At 41.2% G+C, this 15,440-nt stretch carries 11 protein-coding genes and 4 pseudogenes; 5 read left to right on the plus strand and 10 right to left on the minus strand.

What is annotated here, in order from left to right; genetic code table 11:
• Positions 1 to 37: 37 nt before the first annotated feature.
• A complete protein-coding gene (gene pepC, locus MFLO_RS00345; RefSeq protein ID WP_036095517.1) occupies positions 38 to 1,363 on the plus strand; it encodes an aminopeptidase C in 1,326 nt (441 codons plus the stop codon).
• 345 nt (positions 1,364 to 1,708) lie between these two features.
• Here pepC and MFLO_RS00350 read toward each other — a convergent pair whose 3' ends face one another.
• The 3 genes and pseudogenes from MFLO_RS00350 to MFLO_RS00360 form a co-directional block, all read right to left on the minus strand.
• Positions 1,709 to 2,161 carry a 2-thiouracil desulfurase family protein gene (locus tag MFLO_RS00350; RefSeq protein WP_149022924.1) on the minus strand — a complete coding sequence of 151 codons (453 nt, stop codon included), beginning with the start codon at positions 2,159 to 2,161 and terminating at the stop codon, positions 1,709 to 1,711.
• 82 nt (positions 2,162 to 2,243) lie between these two features.
• Positions 2,244 to 3,156, minus strand: a pseudogene (locus MFLO_RS00355) (pseudouridine-5'-phosphate glycosidase).
• Positions 3,153 to 4,250 carry a PfkB family carbohydrate kinase gene (locus MFLO_RS00360; protein WP_420912507.1) on the minus strand — a complete coding sequence of 366 codons (1,098 nt, stop codon included), beginning with the start codon at positions 4,248 to 4,250 and terminating at the stop codon, positions 3,153 to 3,155. The pseudogene MFLO_RS00355 and the gene MFLO_RS00360 overlap by 4 nt, the downstream one beginning before the upstream one ends.
• Positions 4,251 to 4,528: 278 nt before the next feature.
• Here MFLO_RS00360 and MFLO_RS00365 point away from each other — a divergent pair, with 278 nt between their 5' ends.
• From MFLO_RS00365 to MFLO_RS00375, 3 genes and pseudogenes are all read left to right on the plus strand, one after another.
• The gene (locus MFLO_RS00365; RefSeq protein WP_036095521.1) at positions 4,529 to 5,722 is read left to right on the plus strand and encodes a quaternary amine ABC transporter ATP-binding protein; all 1,194 of its coding nucleotides are present in this window, start codon (positions 4,529 to 4,531) and stop codon (positions 5,720 to 5,722) included.
• A pseudogene (locus tag MFLO_RS00370) lies at positions 5,715 to 6,567 on the plus strand (ABC transporter permease). Before MFLO_RS00365 ends, MFLO_RS00370 begins: the two are co-directional and overlap by 8 nt.
• Positions 6,568 to 6,579: 12 nt before the next feature.
• Positions 6,580 to 7,476 carry a glycine betaine ABC transporter substrate-binding protein gene (locus MFLO_RS00375; protein WP_036095523.1) on the plus strand — a complete coding sequence of 299 codons (897 nt, stop codon included), beginning with the start codon at positions 6,580 to 6,582 and terminating at the stop codon, positions 7,474 to 7,476.
• Positions 7,477 to 7,671: 195 nt separating this feature from the next.
• On the opposite strand, the gene MFLO_RS00380 is transcribed toward MFLO_RS00375, so the two are convergent.
• Positions 7,672 to 8,433: an SDR family oxidoreductase gene (locus MFLO_RS00380; RefSeq protein ID WP_036095525.1), complete on the minus strand. Its 762-nt coding sequence runs from the start codon at positions 8,431 to 8,433 to the stop codon at positions 7,672 to 7,674.
• A gap of 167 nt (positions 8,434 to 8,600) precedes the next feature.
• Here MFLO_RS00380 and MFLO_RS00385 point away from each other — a divergent pair, with 167 nt between their 5' ends.
• On the plus strand, positions 8,601 to 9,164 hold the full coding sequence (locus MFLO_RS00385) for a TetR/AcrR family transcriptional regulator (RefSeq protein WP_036095526.1): 564 nt from the start codon (positions 8,601 to 8,603) through the stop codon (positions 9,162 to 9,164).
• Here the strand turns inward: MFLO_RS00385 and MFLO_RS00390 are convergent.
• From MFLO_RS00390 to MFLO_RS00415, 6 genes and pseudogenes are all read right to left on the minus strand, one after another.
• A pseudogene (locus MFLO_RS00390) lies at positions 9,150 to 9,865 on the minus strand (pseudouridine synthase). The gene MFLO_RS00385 and the pseudogene MFLO_RS00390 overlap by 15 nt on opposite strands.
• A gap of 101 nt (positions 9,866 to 9,966) precedes the next feature.
• Complete coding sequence (locus tag MFLO_RS00395; RefSeq protein WP_051993340.1) at positions 9,967 to 10,206, minus strand: hypothetical protein; 240 nt, start codon at positions 10,204 to 10,206, stop codon at positions 9,967 to 9,969.
• A 179-nt stretch (positions 10,207 to 10,385) separates the two neighbouring features.
• On the minus strand, positions 10,386 to 11,153 hold the full coding sequence (locus MFLO_RS00400; protein WP_241433477.1) for a Two component regulator three Y domain-containing protein: 768 nt from the start codon (positions 11,151 to 11,153) through the stop codon (positions 10,386 to 10,388).
• 216 nt (positions 11,154 to 11,369) lie between these two features.
• Positions 11,370 to 11,735 (minus strand): DUF3221 domain-containing protein, encoded by a 366-nt coding sequence (locus tag MFLO_RS00405; RefSeq protein WP_036095528.1) that lies wholly within the window; start codon positions 11,733 to 11,735, stop codon positions 11,370 to 11,372.
• Between the two features lie 83 nt (positions 11,736 to 11,818).
• Positions 11,819 to 13,591, minus strand: coding sequence for an ABC transporter ATP-binding protein (locus MFLO_RS00410; protein WP_036095530.1), 1,773 nt, complete (start codon positions 13,589 to 13,591; stop codon positions 11,819 to 11,821).
• Positions 13,584 to 15,312, minus strand: a pseudogene (locus MFLO_RS00415) (ABC transporter ATP-binding protein). The gene MFLO_RS00410 and the pseudogene MFLO_RS00415 overlap by 8 nt, the downstream one beginning before the upstream one ends.
• Positions 15,313 to 15,440: the final 128 nt, after the last annotated feature.

Below are 15,440 nucleotides of genomic sequence, written 5' to 3' on the forward strand. Positions count from 1 at the left end.
TACTAAAATAGTATTGAAGTGAAAAAGGAGGATTCCCATGGAAAAATCAATAAGTCACAAACAAATCACAGCTTTTTCTAACAAACTCAAACAAAATCCTGCTAACCAAATTTTTAAAGATGCGATTATGAAAAACGGTATCAAAGCTACCACCGAAAATGGTGAAGTCATCCGCCAAGTTCAACCTGTTTTTTCGACAGAAATTGCAACAGACAAAGTGAGCAATCAGAATCAAAGCGGTCGCTGCTGGATGTTCGCTGCATTAAATACATTCCGGCATCAATTAAACAGCGCATTCGGCTTAAAAGACTTCGAACTTTCCCAAAACTACATTAATTTTTGGGACAAATTTGAAAAAGCAAACTATTTCCTCGAAGCAATCTCTTCAACAAGCGATAAAAAACTAGACAGCCGCACCGTTTCCTTTTTACTTGAAACACCGCAGCAAGATGGCGGACAATGGGACATGCTCGTGTCGATCATCGAAAAATACGGAGTCGTTCCAAAAAGCGCAATGCCAGAAACTTTTGGAAGCCAATCATCACGTGAGTTGAACGAGTTGCTGAATGCACGCTTGCGAACTAATGCAGCAATTTTACGCCAAGCAAAAGAAAAAGATCGACTTGCGTTAAAAGAAGATATGCTTGCAGAAATCTATCAAATCCTCATGTTCGCACTTGGCGAACCGCCTGAAACATTTGATTTTGAATACCGCGATAACGAAAATAAATACCATCAAGAATTGAACATGACGCCTCAAACATTCTATCAAAAATATATCGGCTTGAACTTGGCTGATTATGCTCCGGTCATCAATGCCCCGACAGCCGATAAACCATTCAATCAAACATTCACCGTTGACTTCCTTGGAAATGTCGTTGGCGGCAAACCAATCAAGTATCTAAATGTAGATATAGATACCTTAAAATCGCTCGCAAAGAAACAAATTGCATCTGGTGAAACCGTCTGGTTCGGCTGTGACGTCGGACAAAGCTCCGAACGGACAAGCGGTATCATGGACCCAGCAATTTTTGATTTGAAAACAGCATTCGGTTTCAAGACAGCGATGACAAAAGCTGAGCGACTGGATTATAAAGAAAGCATGCTGACACATGCGATGGTTTTAACCGGATTCAACGAGAAAAACGGTAAGGTCGATCGCTGGAAAGTAGAAAATAGTTGGGGTGAAAAAGTCGGAAATAATGGCTACTTTACTGCCAGTGATGCGTGGATGGATGAATTTACATTCCAAGTTGTTATTCACAAAAAGTATCTGTCAAAAGAACTCCAAGAAGCATTGAAGCAAGACCCTATCCACTTAAAACCGTGGGACCCAATGGGATCACTTGCCAGCTTTAAGTAATAGTATTTCGATGAATTCATTAAAAAGCTGAGAATTTCAAAAAATTCTCAGCTTTTTTAACATATAATCTATGAAATTCAACAGCACGAAATCCCATGTCATTACTTTTTGGTAATTCTGAGTCAAAGTACACCTTCACAAAATAATAGTTGTACCTTAATTTACATTTTTAGAAATTTTTTTTATTAAGTGATTGCTAATATAACACATACACAGTTTATAAAAAGTGAGGTGACTATGATGCCCGATGTTAGTGACTTCGTTTCAGATATCTAGAGATTAATTGAGCCTAGCAAGAATCTAGGCTCGCAAGGCCAATCAAGCTGATCAGCCGTAGCACTTGTTTTATCCCAATTTCACTTCTTCATCTGACAACACCTCAATTCCATGAAGCTTCAAATAAGCTGCTGTCACACCAAGTCCAGCTTTTGCTTTTCCGCTAAATGTCCCGTCATAAATTCGGCAAACGCCACACGATGGGCTTTTTTCTTTTAAAATTACCGTTTCTATCTTCAATCTTTCAAGCCGTTCAAGAGTTCGCTTCGCTCCTTTGAGGTAAGCATCTGTGACATCTAAGCCATCAATATCCTTCACTCTCGCAGCTCCATTCCACACATCAAAGCCGTCACCACCAACAATTTCGGCCGGTTTACGCGGTATGTCAAGCCCACCAATCACTTCTGGACAAAGTGCAATCGCTTTACCCTGTATGACTAACTCTTTCAATTCGTAGTTTTCTTTATGATTCCCGTCGTATCGACACGGAATTCCCGCAAGACAGGCGCTTACCATCTTCAAAAAGCAGCTCCCCCTTCTTGTTTTTAATTTTACTCTAACAAAAAAACGCCATGACCTCAAGTTCCGAAGCCATGGCATGCTTTTATAAATTTTGGTAGGCTACCGCGATTTTTGAACCGATTAACGCATTATGTTTCACCAGCTCAATATTTGCTTCAAGGCTTTTGCCTGCCGTAAGTTCTTTTACTTTTCCAAGCAAGAACGGCGTAACATCTTTTCCGTGAATTCCATTTTCATCCGCTTCAGCTAAAGCTTGCGCGATGACACCATTGATCACATCCGCATCCATGGCGTGCTCTTCCGGAATTGGGTTGGCAATCACTGCACCGCCGCCAATCTTAAGATCCCACTTGGCTTTTAAGCTTTCTGCAATGATTTCTGGTTCATCTGCACGAATCGTTAGTTCAATCTCACTTGTCCGCGTATAAAATGCTGGAAGCACGTCTGTTCCGTATCCGATCACTGGAACTCCCTTTGTTTCCAAGTATTCCATCGTCAAACCAAGATCAAGAATTGATTTCGCCCCTGCACAAATTACCGCTACATTTGTCTTCGCAAGTTCTTCCAAATCCGCCGAAATATCCATCGTCGTTTCCGCACCGCGATGCACGCCGCCGATTCCCCCAGTAACAAAAATCGGAATTTCTGCAAGCTCTGCACAAATCATCGTTGCAGCTACAGTGGTTGCGCCAAGTTTTTTTTGTTGCAATTAGATAGCCGATATCTCGTCTAGAAACCTTAGCAACTTTAGAACTTTTCGCAAATAATTCAAGTTCTGCGTCTGACAACCCAATCTTGATTTCACCATCCATGATTGCAATCGTTGCTGGAACGGCTCCATTTTGACGGATAATTTCTTCTACTTCACGCGCCATCTCCACATTTTGCGGATAAGGCATTCCGTGTGAAATAATCGTTGATTCGAGTGCCACAATAGGCTTCCCAGCAAGTTTCGCTGCTTTTACTTCTTCTGAAAACGAAAGATATTTTTTCATTTTAATTCCTCCAAATCTTTTTCTAATTGAGACGCTGACAAGTCTTGTCTCACGGTATATTCTGACATTAAAGTTTTGGCTGCATTGATACTTCCTGCTTGGATGGTTTCACGGAGCGGACTTCCGCTAAGCCATGCGTAGATAACCGCTGAGCAGAAGGCATCCCCGGCACCCGTAACATCACGAATTTCATCTACGATAATTGCCGGTTCATGTAGGATTCCTTCGGCGTTATTTCCCGCCATCGCCCCAAGCTTCCCATTTGTGACAACAACATTTTGAATACCGAGTGCAAGCCACTTTTCGACAGCTTGTTTCCAATCGGCCTCAGTTTCAATTGCCATTCCAAGGTATGTTTCCGATTCATCGCGATTGCAGATCAGCCACGTCACTTGCGATAAATCTCCCGGCAGGCGCTGCATTTTCGGAGAAGAAACAGGCACTAGGATAAGCGGCGCCTGATTGATCTCGGCCGCATTAGCAAGGTAGCTGAGCGTTTCTTTCGGACAATTCAAATCTGCCACAATCGCACTTGCATTTGAAAGCAGGGCATCATTTTTAGCAATTACAGCTGGCGTGAGATGGTCGTAAGCTTCCATGTCAGCAAGCGCCACATGCAGATTGCCGTTCGGCTCTAACACAGCAGTATATGACCCTGTTGCAACCCCAGAAAACGCCGTAACATAATCCAGATTCATATAAGCGCCGCTCGCCTGACGAATCGCATCCCAGTCCGCATCCAAACCAGATACCGTCAGCAAAACCGCATCCTTTCCAAGACGACCCAGATTTTCCGCCACATTCCGCGCCACTCCGCCGGCGCTCTGCGTAGAACAAACCGGATTTGATGTCCCAAGCTGTACATCTTCTTTTAAATAAAATTTGCGATCTACATTTGCCCCGCCAATACAGATAATTTGTTTGGCTTCATTTAAAATATAGGCTTTCCCGAGAATTTGACCTTTGCGAATCAAACCCGATATTAAATTTGCAACAGTTGGTCGTGATAAATTCAATATTTCTGCCAATTCTTGCTGTGAAATATAGGGGTTTTTTTGAATTGAACGGAAAATTATTTCTTCTTTTTCGTTCATTTTTTGATCGTGTGCTTTCAGTTGAACAACCTCCCTTCTAAACTTTTGTTTATTATTTAAACTTAAGTTTATTTTAACATAAAAACGTTTTTATACAAGCAAAATTAAAATTTTTTTTAATTCACGACAAGCCCCAAGCTGATGCGCCTCATTACGATAATAAAAAGTTATGAATAATCGTATCGGATGAATTTTACTGTAATATTCGTTACAATGGTAGATGTTCGTTTTATTTCGCAAAAAATAAAACGCTGGAACGTAAGAAAGGAGCAATTAATTTGAGTAAAATAGAAGTTAAGAACTTAACGAAGATTTTCGGTAAGAAAGCTTCGAAAGCTTCTTCGCTACTATCTCAGGGTAAATCCAAAACTGAGATTTTAAAAGAAACTGGAGCTACAATCGGTGTTAATCAGGCTTCCTTTAAAGTCGAAGAGGGAGAAATCTTTGTGATTATGGGGCTTTCTGGAAGCGGGAAATCCACACTTGTGCGGCTTCTAAACCGATTGATTGAACCGACAAGCGGTGAAATTTGGTTAGACGGAAAAGAACTTTCAAAGCTTGACAAGAAGCAACTTCGCGAGGTGCGCAGAAAAAGCATGAGTATGGTTTTTCAAAGTTTTGGTTTATTTCCAAACCGCTCGATCTTGAGCAATGTTGAATACGGTCTTGAAGTACAGAAAATTCCGAAAACAGAACGTGCACAAAAGGCAGCGGAAGCGCTTGAGCTTGTAGGGCTGTCTGGTTACGGTGAACAATATCCATCTCAATTATCTGGTGGAATGCAGCAACGTGTCGGACTTGCTCGTGCACTTGCAAATAATCCGGATATTCTTTTGATGGATGAAGCTTTTTCGGCACTTGATCCGCTTAATCGTAAGGATATGCAAGATCAACTGCTCGACTTGCAAGACAAGATGCAAAAGACCATTATTTTTATCACGCATGATTTGGATGAGGCGCTTAGAATCGGCGACCATATTATGATTATGCGCGACGGCTCGGTTGTTCAGACTGGAACTCCGGAAGATATCTTGGCGCACCCAGCAAATGATTATGTTGAGAAATTTATTGAAGATGTGGATCGTTCGAAGGTCTATACAGCAAGCAATGTTATGATTCGTCCTGAGATTGTTAATATCGAAAAGGATGGTCCACGCGTTGCACTTAAACGAATGCGTGAAGCGGGGACATCAAGTATTTTTGTTGTTCGCAAAGGTCGTGAACTCGTTGGAATTGCTCACGCTTCAGATGTTTCTAATCTCGTGAAGCAAAATATTTCTTCGCTTGAATCTGTGATTCAAACGGATGTTCCAACAACAAACCCGGATACTCCGCTGGTTGAATTGATGGATCAAATGGCCACTACGGCGATACCGGTTGCAGTAACAGAAAATGGCAAACTACGCGGTATTATTATTCGCGGCTCTGTTCTTGCTGCACTTTCAGGAAATGAGGTGAATGCGGATGCCTAATATTCCAAGTATTCCACTTGCAGAGTGGATTGATAATTTGGTAGATAGTTTAACGCAATTTGAAGGTTTTTTTTAATGTGATTACAAATATGATAGGCGGCGTTGTAAATGCTTTTCAGTGGGTTTTTGATCTTCTTCCCGCCTGGTTATTTATTATTTTGGTTCTTCTTCTTACTTTTTGGATCAATCGGAAGAAACAAAAATGGGGATTGCTTGTTTTTGAACTGATTGGGCTTCTTTTGATTTGGAACCTCGATTTTTGGCGCGACATGACGCAAACACTAACACTTGTTTTGACAAGTAGTTTGATTGCTCTTGTGGTCGGAATTCCTCTTGGGATTTGGATGTCGAAAAGCAATATAGTTGAAGCGATTTTCAAACCAATTCTTGATTTCATGCAGACAATGCCGGCCTTTGTTTACTTGATTCCAGCTGTTGCTTTCTTTGGAATCGGGATGGTTCCTGGGGTTGTTGCTTCGGTCATTTTTGCAATGCCACCTACTGTGCGGATGACAAATCTTGGGATTCGCCAAGTTTCGACGGAGCTCGTTGAAGCCGCAGATTCTTTTGGCTCAACAGGCTGGCAAAAGCTGATTAAGGTTGAACTTCCAATGGCGAAATCAACCATGATGGCTGGGATTAACCAAAGTATTATGCTTTCGCTTTCTATGGTTGTTATTGCTTCGATGATCGGTGCAATGGGGCTTGGAACACGTGTTTATTTTGCGGTTGGTAGAAATGATGCCGGCGGCGGTTTCGTAGCTGGGATTGCCATTGTTATTGTTGCCATTATTCTCGACCGTTTAACGCAAAGCTTTAATAAAAAGAACAAGATTGAAAACTAAGGAGGAATCAAGATGCGAAAAAAATTAGCAATCGTTGCCTTGGTTAGTGCGCTCCTTCTGGTTCTTTCCGCTTGCGGAACGAAGCTCGCTTCCTATGATCCAAAAAAACCGCTCGGCGAACAAATTAATTACACGATTACTGGTATTGACGCCGGTGCCGGTATTATGCTCTCAACGCAAAACGCGATTAAAGACTATAAACTAGACGACTATAATTGGCAACTTCAAACAAGTTCTACGGCCGCTATGACTTCTACGCTTGAAAAGGCGATTAAGGATAAGCGTCCGATTGTTGTAACCGGCTGGCAGCCTCACTGGATGTTTACAAAATTCGATTTGAAATTCCTAAAAGATCCAAAAAACGTATACGGCGATGCTGAAAACATTCACACAATCGTTCGTAAGGGACTGAAGCAAGATATGCCTTCTGCCTACACAGTGCTTGATCGCTTCCACTGGACACCTGAAGATATGTCGAAAGTGATGCTTGAAGTGAACGACGGTGTTGACCCAGAAAAGGCCGCGAAGAAGTGGATTAAGGCAAATCCGGATAAAGTGAAGGAATGGACTGACGGTGTTGAAAAGGTAAATGGAGACGCAATTAAGCTGACTTATGTGGCTTGGGACTCTGAAATTGCTTCGACAAATGTGGTTGCAGAAGTGCTTCGCCAGTTGGGTTATAAGCCAACAATTCAAGCAATGGAAATTCAACCAATGTGGGCTTCTGTTGCGACAAATGCAGCCGATGGTATGGTTGCGGCTTGGCTTCCGAATACGTCAGGTGTTTACTACAAAGATTATAAGTCCAAGGTTGAAGATTTAGGTGCGAACTTGGAAGGTGCGAAAGTCGGCCTTGCGGTTCCAACCTACATGACAAATATTAATTCGATTGAGGATTTGAAGAAATAAAAAAGAGAAGTAACCAGCTCGAAGCGAGCTGGTTACTTCTCTTTTTTGCTACTAAAATGCCAGGTGCTTAAATAAACGCGATGCGGCAGGTTATTTTTTTGATCATATTCGTATAAGCAAATCAATATCTGGATCATCTTTATACGTAATAGAAAGCTCGTAACCGTCGCCAGCCTAGCTTTTTTTTAAAAGTGATTAATACGCTGTCCAACCGCCATCTGCCTGAACAACGACACCATTCACAAAGCTCGATTCGTCTGAGCCTAAGAATAGTGCTACTTTAGCAATTTCGTCAGGTTCCCCAACGCGCGGGCTTACGCCCATTCCAACCATTGCACGCGCTTGTCCGAATTCGCTTGGTGCCGAAATTGTGTTCCCGATATTCGTGTTCACTGCTCCTGGTGCAATCGCATTACAGCGAATGTTTTTGGTTGCATACTGGAAGCCCACGTTTTTCGTAAGTCCGACAACCGCATGTTTGGAAGCTGTGTATGCTGCTCCAGCACGAGAACCGAATAATCCACCCGCTGATGCGATATTAACAATTGCTCCACCGCCAGCTTCCTCAAAAATTGGAATGGCTCTACGAATCGCACGCATCACACCTGTTGTGTTAACGGCAAGCACGCGATCCCATAAGTCATCCGTCAGTTCCGCAATCGGAACAAAGTTATCCATAATTCCAGCGTTATTAACTAAAATATCCAGTCTACCATAAGTATCCATTGCAAGGTCTATCATCGTATCAACATCTGCTTGTTTCACTACGTTTGCTACAACCGCGATCCCCTCACCGCCAGCTGCTTTAATTTCTTCTACTGTTTTTTCTGCTGCTTCTAAGTTTAAATCTGCAACAACTACTTTCGCTCCTTCTTTAGCATACAAAATTGAAATTTGTTTCCCCATGCCAGAAGCTGCGCCTGTAACGACTGCTACTTTATTCTCTAGTTTCCCCATCTTTTATTTCCTCCTTGATTCGCTTTTTGTTGCAAGAGTATAACCTCTTATATAAAGTATACGCGCGCTTGTAAGCGGATGCAATCAGTAAAGAGAAGGCTTTTTGTTGCATAAGCAACAGATTTTTGATATATGTTGTTTATGGAAAAAGATGGGAGCAAGGCATAATGACAGATAAACGCATTCAAAAAACAAAGCGAGCTTTTTATCAAGCTTTTCTTGAGTTGTTAGATACTAAAAATGTGGAACAAATAACCGTCTCAGACCTCGTCAAACAAGCAGACGTTAACCGTACTACTTTTTACAGGCATTACCGGGAAAAGGAAGATTTATTAAATGAAATGATTGCAGATGTACTTGCTGATTTACGGCGAGCTTATAACGAACCATATCAAGCGGAAGCCCATTTTTCAGTGCACCAGCTCCAACCGGATATGATTAAAATTTTTGATCATGTTGAAAAAAACCAGAAGTTTTATCATCATGTCATTACTTCTAAAATTGGTCCCGGATTCCAAAACGAAGTATGCAACGTCATCAAAAAGTTAACGCTACGAGATGCCCTTCATTTTGATCATTCGGCTGATGCACCGAACTTAGAACTGCTCGCGAGCTATCAATCACACGCGATCTTTGGCATGATTGTTTATTGGGTTGAGACAAATTTTCATGATTCTAAGGAGTATATGGCAGAACAGCTGTTTTTGATATTAAAACTAAAACGCCTGTAACGCTTCTAATTCACTTTTTGATAGTTCGCGGTACGCCCCGAGCGGAAGATTTGGATCGAGCACAAGGCTTCCCATTTGCTCGCGTTTTAGATAGGTCACTTTTTTTTCCGCGCGCTTCGAACATTTTTTTTCACTTGATGGAATTTCCCTTCGTGAATAGTCACGCGTGCCTCGGATTTTACCTCAGTTGCCGTCAAAATTGTTAGCTCGGCTGGAAGCGCTGCGTAGCCGTCTAAAAATGTAACGCCCTTTTCAAAAACAGTGACATCTTCATCCGTAAGTTTTCCTGTGACCTTCGCAAAATACACTTTGTCGACATGCTTTTTCGGGGCAAGCAATCTATGCGCCAAATCGCCGTCATTCGTGATTAACAGCAAGCCCTCTGTATCTTTATCCAGCCGTCCAACGGGGAATAGACCGCGAAAACGATCTTCCGGTTGAAACAAATCAAGAACTGTCCGGCTTCTTTCATCCTCTGTTGCACTGATAACCCCGCTAGGTTTATGAAGCATAAAATAGCGTTTGGCCGCATAGTCTATCAACTGTCCGGAAACAATAACCTGATCTCGTTCTGGATCGATTTTTTGAGCTCCGTCGCGAACGCGCAGACCATTCACCGTCACTTCTTTTTTCTTTAGCACCGTCTTAACGTCCTTCCTCGTGCCATAACCGGCATGTGCCAATAATTTGTCTAAACGCATGTGGAAAACTCCTTTTTCATTGTCGAGCTTTTTGCGCTCGAGCTCTCTTGTCCGATTCTAACAGTTTTTCTTGCTTGAAACAACGAAAAAAAAGAACCCGTTTACGAGTTCTTATATGTGCTTTCTAATTTAGCTGCGTAGCAATTTTCTGCTTCTTGCCCCGACAATGTTTGCTGCAGTCGATATTCATCCAGCTTTCGCTCGATCAAAACAAGAGTTTTAAAACCGTCGATACTGGCTTGCTCGTCAAGCAGTTCTTTCAGTTCAAGAAACAGCCGCTCAAGTTGTTTTATATCTGTCTGTGTTGTTAGTGGTTCTTGTTTTTTATCTCCCTTTCTCATTGCCGATTACCTCCTCATGTAACCCCTTACTTACTCTCTATTTTACTCAAAATCAGCGGCTTTAAACCTATTTTGATAAAATTTCACAGATTATACATATTTGAGTCCCTTTGACGATTTTTGACTCCCTTTTGCTATATAAAAATACCTCAAATCAAAATAGATTCGAGGTATAACGACTACTTCTTATCTGATGTTAAATCATTTAGCGTTTTAACTAAGAACTGCGGGAAGAATTTAGCCACTTCGCCATGCTCTTCGTATTCTTCTCTGTCGCGATGAAGCTCATAGCCTTCTTCTTCCAAGTCATCAAGCAAAAAGCTGATATGCTCCCAGTATGTGTGTTCCTTATCCGAGTAGTGAACATAGAAAATCGGCTTTTTCTCCGGCTTAGATTTAATTCGGTCAGGAAGAATTTGGTTGAGCTGATCAACTGTATAAACAGGCGGATCACCGGCGATTCCTTTAAAAGTGTTTGCTTTTTGCGGAATATCAGTCAGATAGTTTCCAAGCAAATACTGCGGTGCCCCAGCAATAACAGCATCAGCACCAAGTTTTACAGCATAATACATTGCTGCGTAGCCGCCTTTACTTGTTCCAATAAATATAATTTTTTTGTAGTTACGTTCCTTCATTTTTTTGCTGACAAGTTCAGTCACAGCATCTTCAAGCGCAGAATCCCCATAATCAAGCAAGTAATAACCGGCGATTTTATTGTGTCCAAAATTATCTAAGATAAATAATCGATCAGCGTCAACTTCGTCAGTCGTCTTAATGTAATTGTATGTTGCCGGAAGTCCCGGACGCGGGAAGGCATTAAAGATCACCACTAAATGATCACGGCTCTTAGATTTTTTAAACATATAATCAAGTGTAAGGCCGCTTTGATGATGGTACTTACGGCTAAGAAACCGAAAATAGATTTTGGCCATTGTTTTTTTCAGCATTAGAATAACCTCGCAACTCATATCATATTTTAGAAGCAGTTTATTGCTACTTTCCATAGAATATCTTTCTATTTTTATTATACCTTAGCCGCGTGAACCCTTACAATAACTACAATAGTCGTATTTCACTATCCTAAAGAAACATTTTAATCAAAAATATTTAGACTTCGTAATAAAGAAAACAAATTACTAAGTTACACTATGAAATATCACACTTCAACTTTTGACGATTTTTATAATATATTTATAGGCAATTCTTTCCGGAGAGCTTTCCTCGACTTCAAAGCCGCTCTTCAAATACACATCCACTTTATCCCCCACCTTAAGATCTGCCACATTCAACGACCTTTCATCTTTCTTATTTTCAATCTTGCTAATTGATTGAAGTTCAACCGGTCCCTCGACTTTTTTGCCATCCTCAGTTTCAAGGTTGTTGACGGAAACGCTCGTATCTCCGCTAGCCCCGTTTTGATACACTTCGCCCGTGTAAATGACATATTTTTCTTTTGGTTCTTCTTCTTTGCCGCAGCTTGCCAAGACAACCGCAAGAACCATTGCTAAGCTGATTAATACTTTTTTCATAACTTCTCCTTCAAAAACTTTTCTTCCATTATAACATGAAAAAGCCCCGCTTCTTCCTCGGAAGAAGCGGGGCTTTTTTCGACTTATTCAAGCACAAATTGATTATGATAAAGTTCGGCATAAAATCCTTTTTGTTTCAGAAGCGATTCATGCGTCCCTTCTTCAATTACTTCACCTTGATGAAGAACTACAATATGATCGGCATCTAGGATTGTTTTGAGTCTATGTGCAATAACAAAACTCGTTCGTCCTGAAATGACATTATCCATTGCTTTTTGGATTTTACTTTCCGTAACTGTATCCACATTACTTGTTGCTTCATCAAGAATCAGCAAGCTTGGGTTCGTTAAAATCGTGCGCGCAATACTAACAAGTTGTTTTTGACCCACACTGAAAATGTTGTTTTCATCGCTAATTTCAGTTTCATATCCTTTATCAAGTGTCATGATAAAATCATGAATATGAGCTTGTTTTGCCGAAGCAATAACTTCATCACGCGTTGCATCTGGTTTCCCGAACGAAATATTATCATGGATAGTTCCTGAGAACAAGACTGAATCTTGGAGCACAATTCCAACTTGTTTACGAAGCGAGTGCATTTCGATATCGCGGATATCTGTTCCATCAAACAATATTTCACCGGAATCGACATTGTAGAAGCGATTTAACAAGTTCATAATGGTGGTCTTCCCAGAACCAGTAGGCCCAACAAGCGCCACCATTTGTCCTTTTTCGAGCTTGATGTTCACGTCTTTTAGAACAGGTTTTTCAGGCTTGTAACCGAAATTAACATGATTCAGTTCCACGCTTTGATGAACACCATCAATGTCCTTCACATTCGGGCGCTCAACTTCGTCTTTTTCTTTGAAGACTTCGCTCACGCGGCGGGCACCGGTAATTGCGAGTTGAAGCATACTATATTGAGACGAAATTTGCGTAAGCGGCATATAGAACTGCTGCGAATACTGCACAAACATCACGATTAATCCGAGCGCTACTGTGCGGTCAAGGCTACCGTTCAGCGCGAGGTATCCACCGAAGAAAATAACGATTGCTGTGTTTAACAGCGAAATCCCTTGCATAACTGGGAAAAGCAACCCTGAATATACTTGTCCTTTATATGTCGCATTTTTTACGATGCTATTGTGTTTCGTAAAGCCTTCAATGGTCTCTTCCTCAAGTCCGTTTGTGATGATCACTTTTTGACCGGAAATCTTTTCATCAATATACGCATTAAGACGTCCGAGGCTATCTTGTTGAAGATCAACATAACGGCGCGCTTTACGAATGATTACAGCTGCGATAGCAACGGCGAACGGTGAAGCAATCAATGTAACGAGTGCCAGTTCGACATTTTGCATGAACATCATGATGATAACACCGATCATCAGTGCAAGATTGGATAGTACTTGCACGAGCGCTTGGTTAAGCGTGTTCGAGATATTATCCATATCGCTCGTGAAACGACTTAGCATTTCACCGTCATTATGACTGTCAAAGAATCGGATTGATAGTTTCTCCATTTTTTTGAACAAACCGATCCGCATCCGGTTAGTCGATTTCCCAGAAACACCAGCCATAATGATACTTTGGACAAATGTTGCAACGGATGTCAACACGTAAAATAGTAACAGCAGAAGTAAGATATGATGGAACTCTGTTTTGTCGTCAATACCTTTTGTAAAGAGATTAACAGCATAGTTGGCAAGCTCTTGAATAGCGTTTCCCATATATTGTGGAGCTTTTACTTGTAAATAAGTGGCTCCAATAACTGCAAGTAAAACAACAAGCAGTTGAAGCTTATATGCGCGGAGATAATGCCAGAAGAATTTTGTAATCTGTTTAAATTCACTCATTATCCCACACATCCTTTCCTTTTTGGGTCTCATAAATTTCTTGGTAAATCGGGCTTGTTTCAAGAAGTTCATGATGACTTCCTACTGAAACAAGATGCCCATCATCAAGTACTAAAATCTTATCAGCTTGAATGACAGAAGAAATTTTTTTGAGCAATGATAAACGTGGTTGTGTCTTGAAGTTCTTTTCCAAGAGCTTCTTTAACTAGTTTTTCTGATTTCGCATCAAGTGCGCTCGTACTATCATCGAGAATCAAAATTTTCGGGTTACCGATTACGCCGCGCGAAATGGAAAGCCGCTGTTTTTGACCGCCAGAATAGTTATTCCCGCGCTCTTCAACGATAGCTTCATAGCGTTTATCTTGACGTTCGATAAATTCTTTCGCTTGTGCAATCGCCGTTGCATGCTCCATTTCTTGTTCAGACGCATTTCTTTTCCCGTGACGGAGGTTATCCGAGATAGTTCCTGAAAAGAGAATGGCACGCTGGAGAACAAGCGAAACCGTGTTGCGTAGCGTATTTTTATTCAGATGTTTTAAATCCTTGCCGCCAATCAAGATTTCTCCTTCTTGCGGGTCGTAAAGCCTTGGAATTAGTTGTGCCAAGGTCGACTTGCCGGAACCAGTAGCCCCAACTACGCCGATCATTTCCCCAGGAGCCACTTTAAAGGAAATATCCGAAAGCGAATCTTCATCATCGCCCTCATAGCGGAAACTGACGTTCTTAAATTCCACACTTCCTGTAAGCTCTTCTTCTTTTGCATCTGGATCATAAGTGATATCTGGCTCTGTATTTAGCACTTCGCTGATCCGTCCAAGTGAGATGAAAGCCCTTGAAGCCATCATTGTCATCATTCCGCCGATAATAATCGCCATCATGATTTGCATCAAGTAGTTCATAAAGGAGGCAATGGCTCCGATGACAGTTGGATCATCCTTGACCATGTCGCCGACAAAATAGATTGAAACGACCACCGCTAGGTTTGATACAAGCATGAAAGCAGGAATCATCACAGAAAAAAGAATCCCAACGCGAATGGTATGATGCGTTAGACTGTCGCTAGTTTTTGAAAAGCGTCCGATTTCATTATCTTCTTGAACAAAACTTTTAACAACGCGCATCCCAGCTAAGTTTTCTTTAGCAATCGCATTGACTTTATCAAGGAACATTTGAATTTTGGCAAAGTGCTTGCCCATTGCGCCGAAAGTCAGCATTACAATGAGTACGACTAAAACGACGAGCAAAATAATGACCCACCAAAGCGCCGGTAGGGTAATCATTGCCAAAATAAAACTTCCGATAAACATGATCGGAATCCGTGTTAGTGATTGAAGCGACATCATCACGAGATTTTGAACTTGTGTAATGTCATTTGTTTGCCGGACAACTAAGTTTCCGGTTGAAAATCTTTCGATATTACTGAATGAAAAAGATTGGACTTTGCGGAAACTGCTTTCGCGGATGTCCGCCCCGACTCCCTGCGCAATTTTGGCAGATAAAATTGTATTTAAGATACCTGCTATTAAGCCAATAACTGCAATGACGATCAAGAGAATCCCAATCGAAGAAATGTCATCCATCTTATCTTTCACGATAGCATCTAAAACTTGCTGCAGAAGTTTCGGCTGCCATAATTGTGAAACGACCATGATCGCAACGAAAAGTGTTGAAAAGATAGTCTCGACTCGATACTTTTTCAAGTGTTGTAGTAAAATTTTCATTGTTTCCCTCCCCATTCGAAACGAATTTGACGAACACTTATTCTAATTCAATTAAAAATGTTTTTCAAGCTTTAATTAAATAAAGTTTGAAAAATAGGTCTTCAGGCTGATTATTAAAACTCAATTTG

It is taken from the genome of Listeria floridensis FSL S10-1187 (assembly GCF_000525875.1).
GTDB lineage: Bacteria > Bacillota > Bacilli > Lactobacillales > Listeriaceae > Listeria > Listeria floridensis.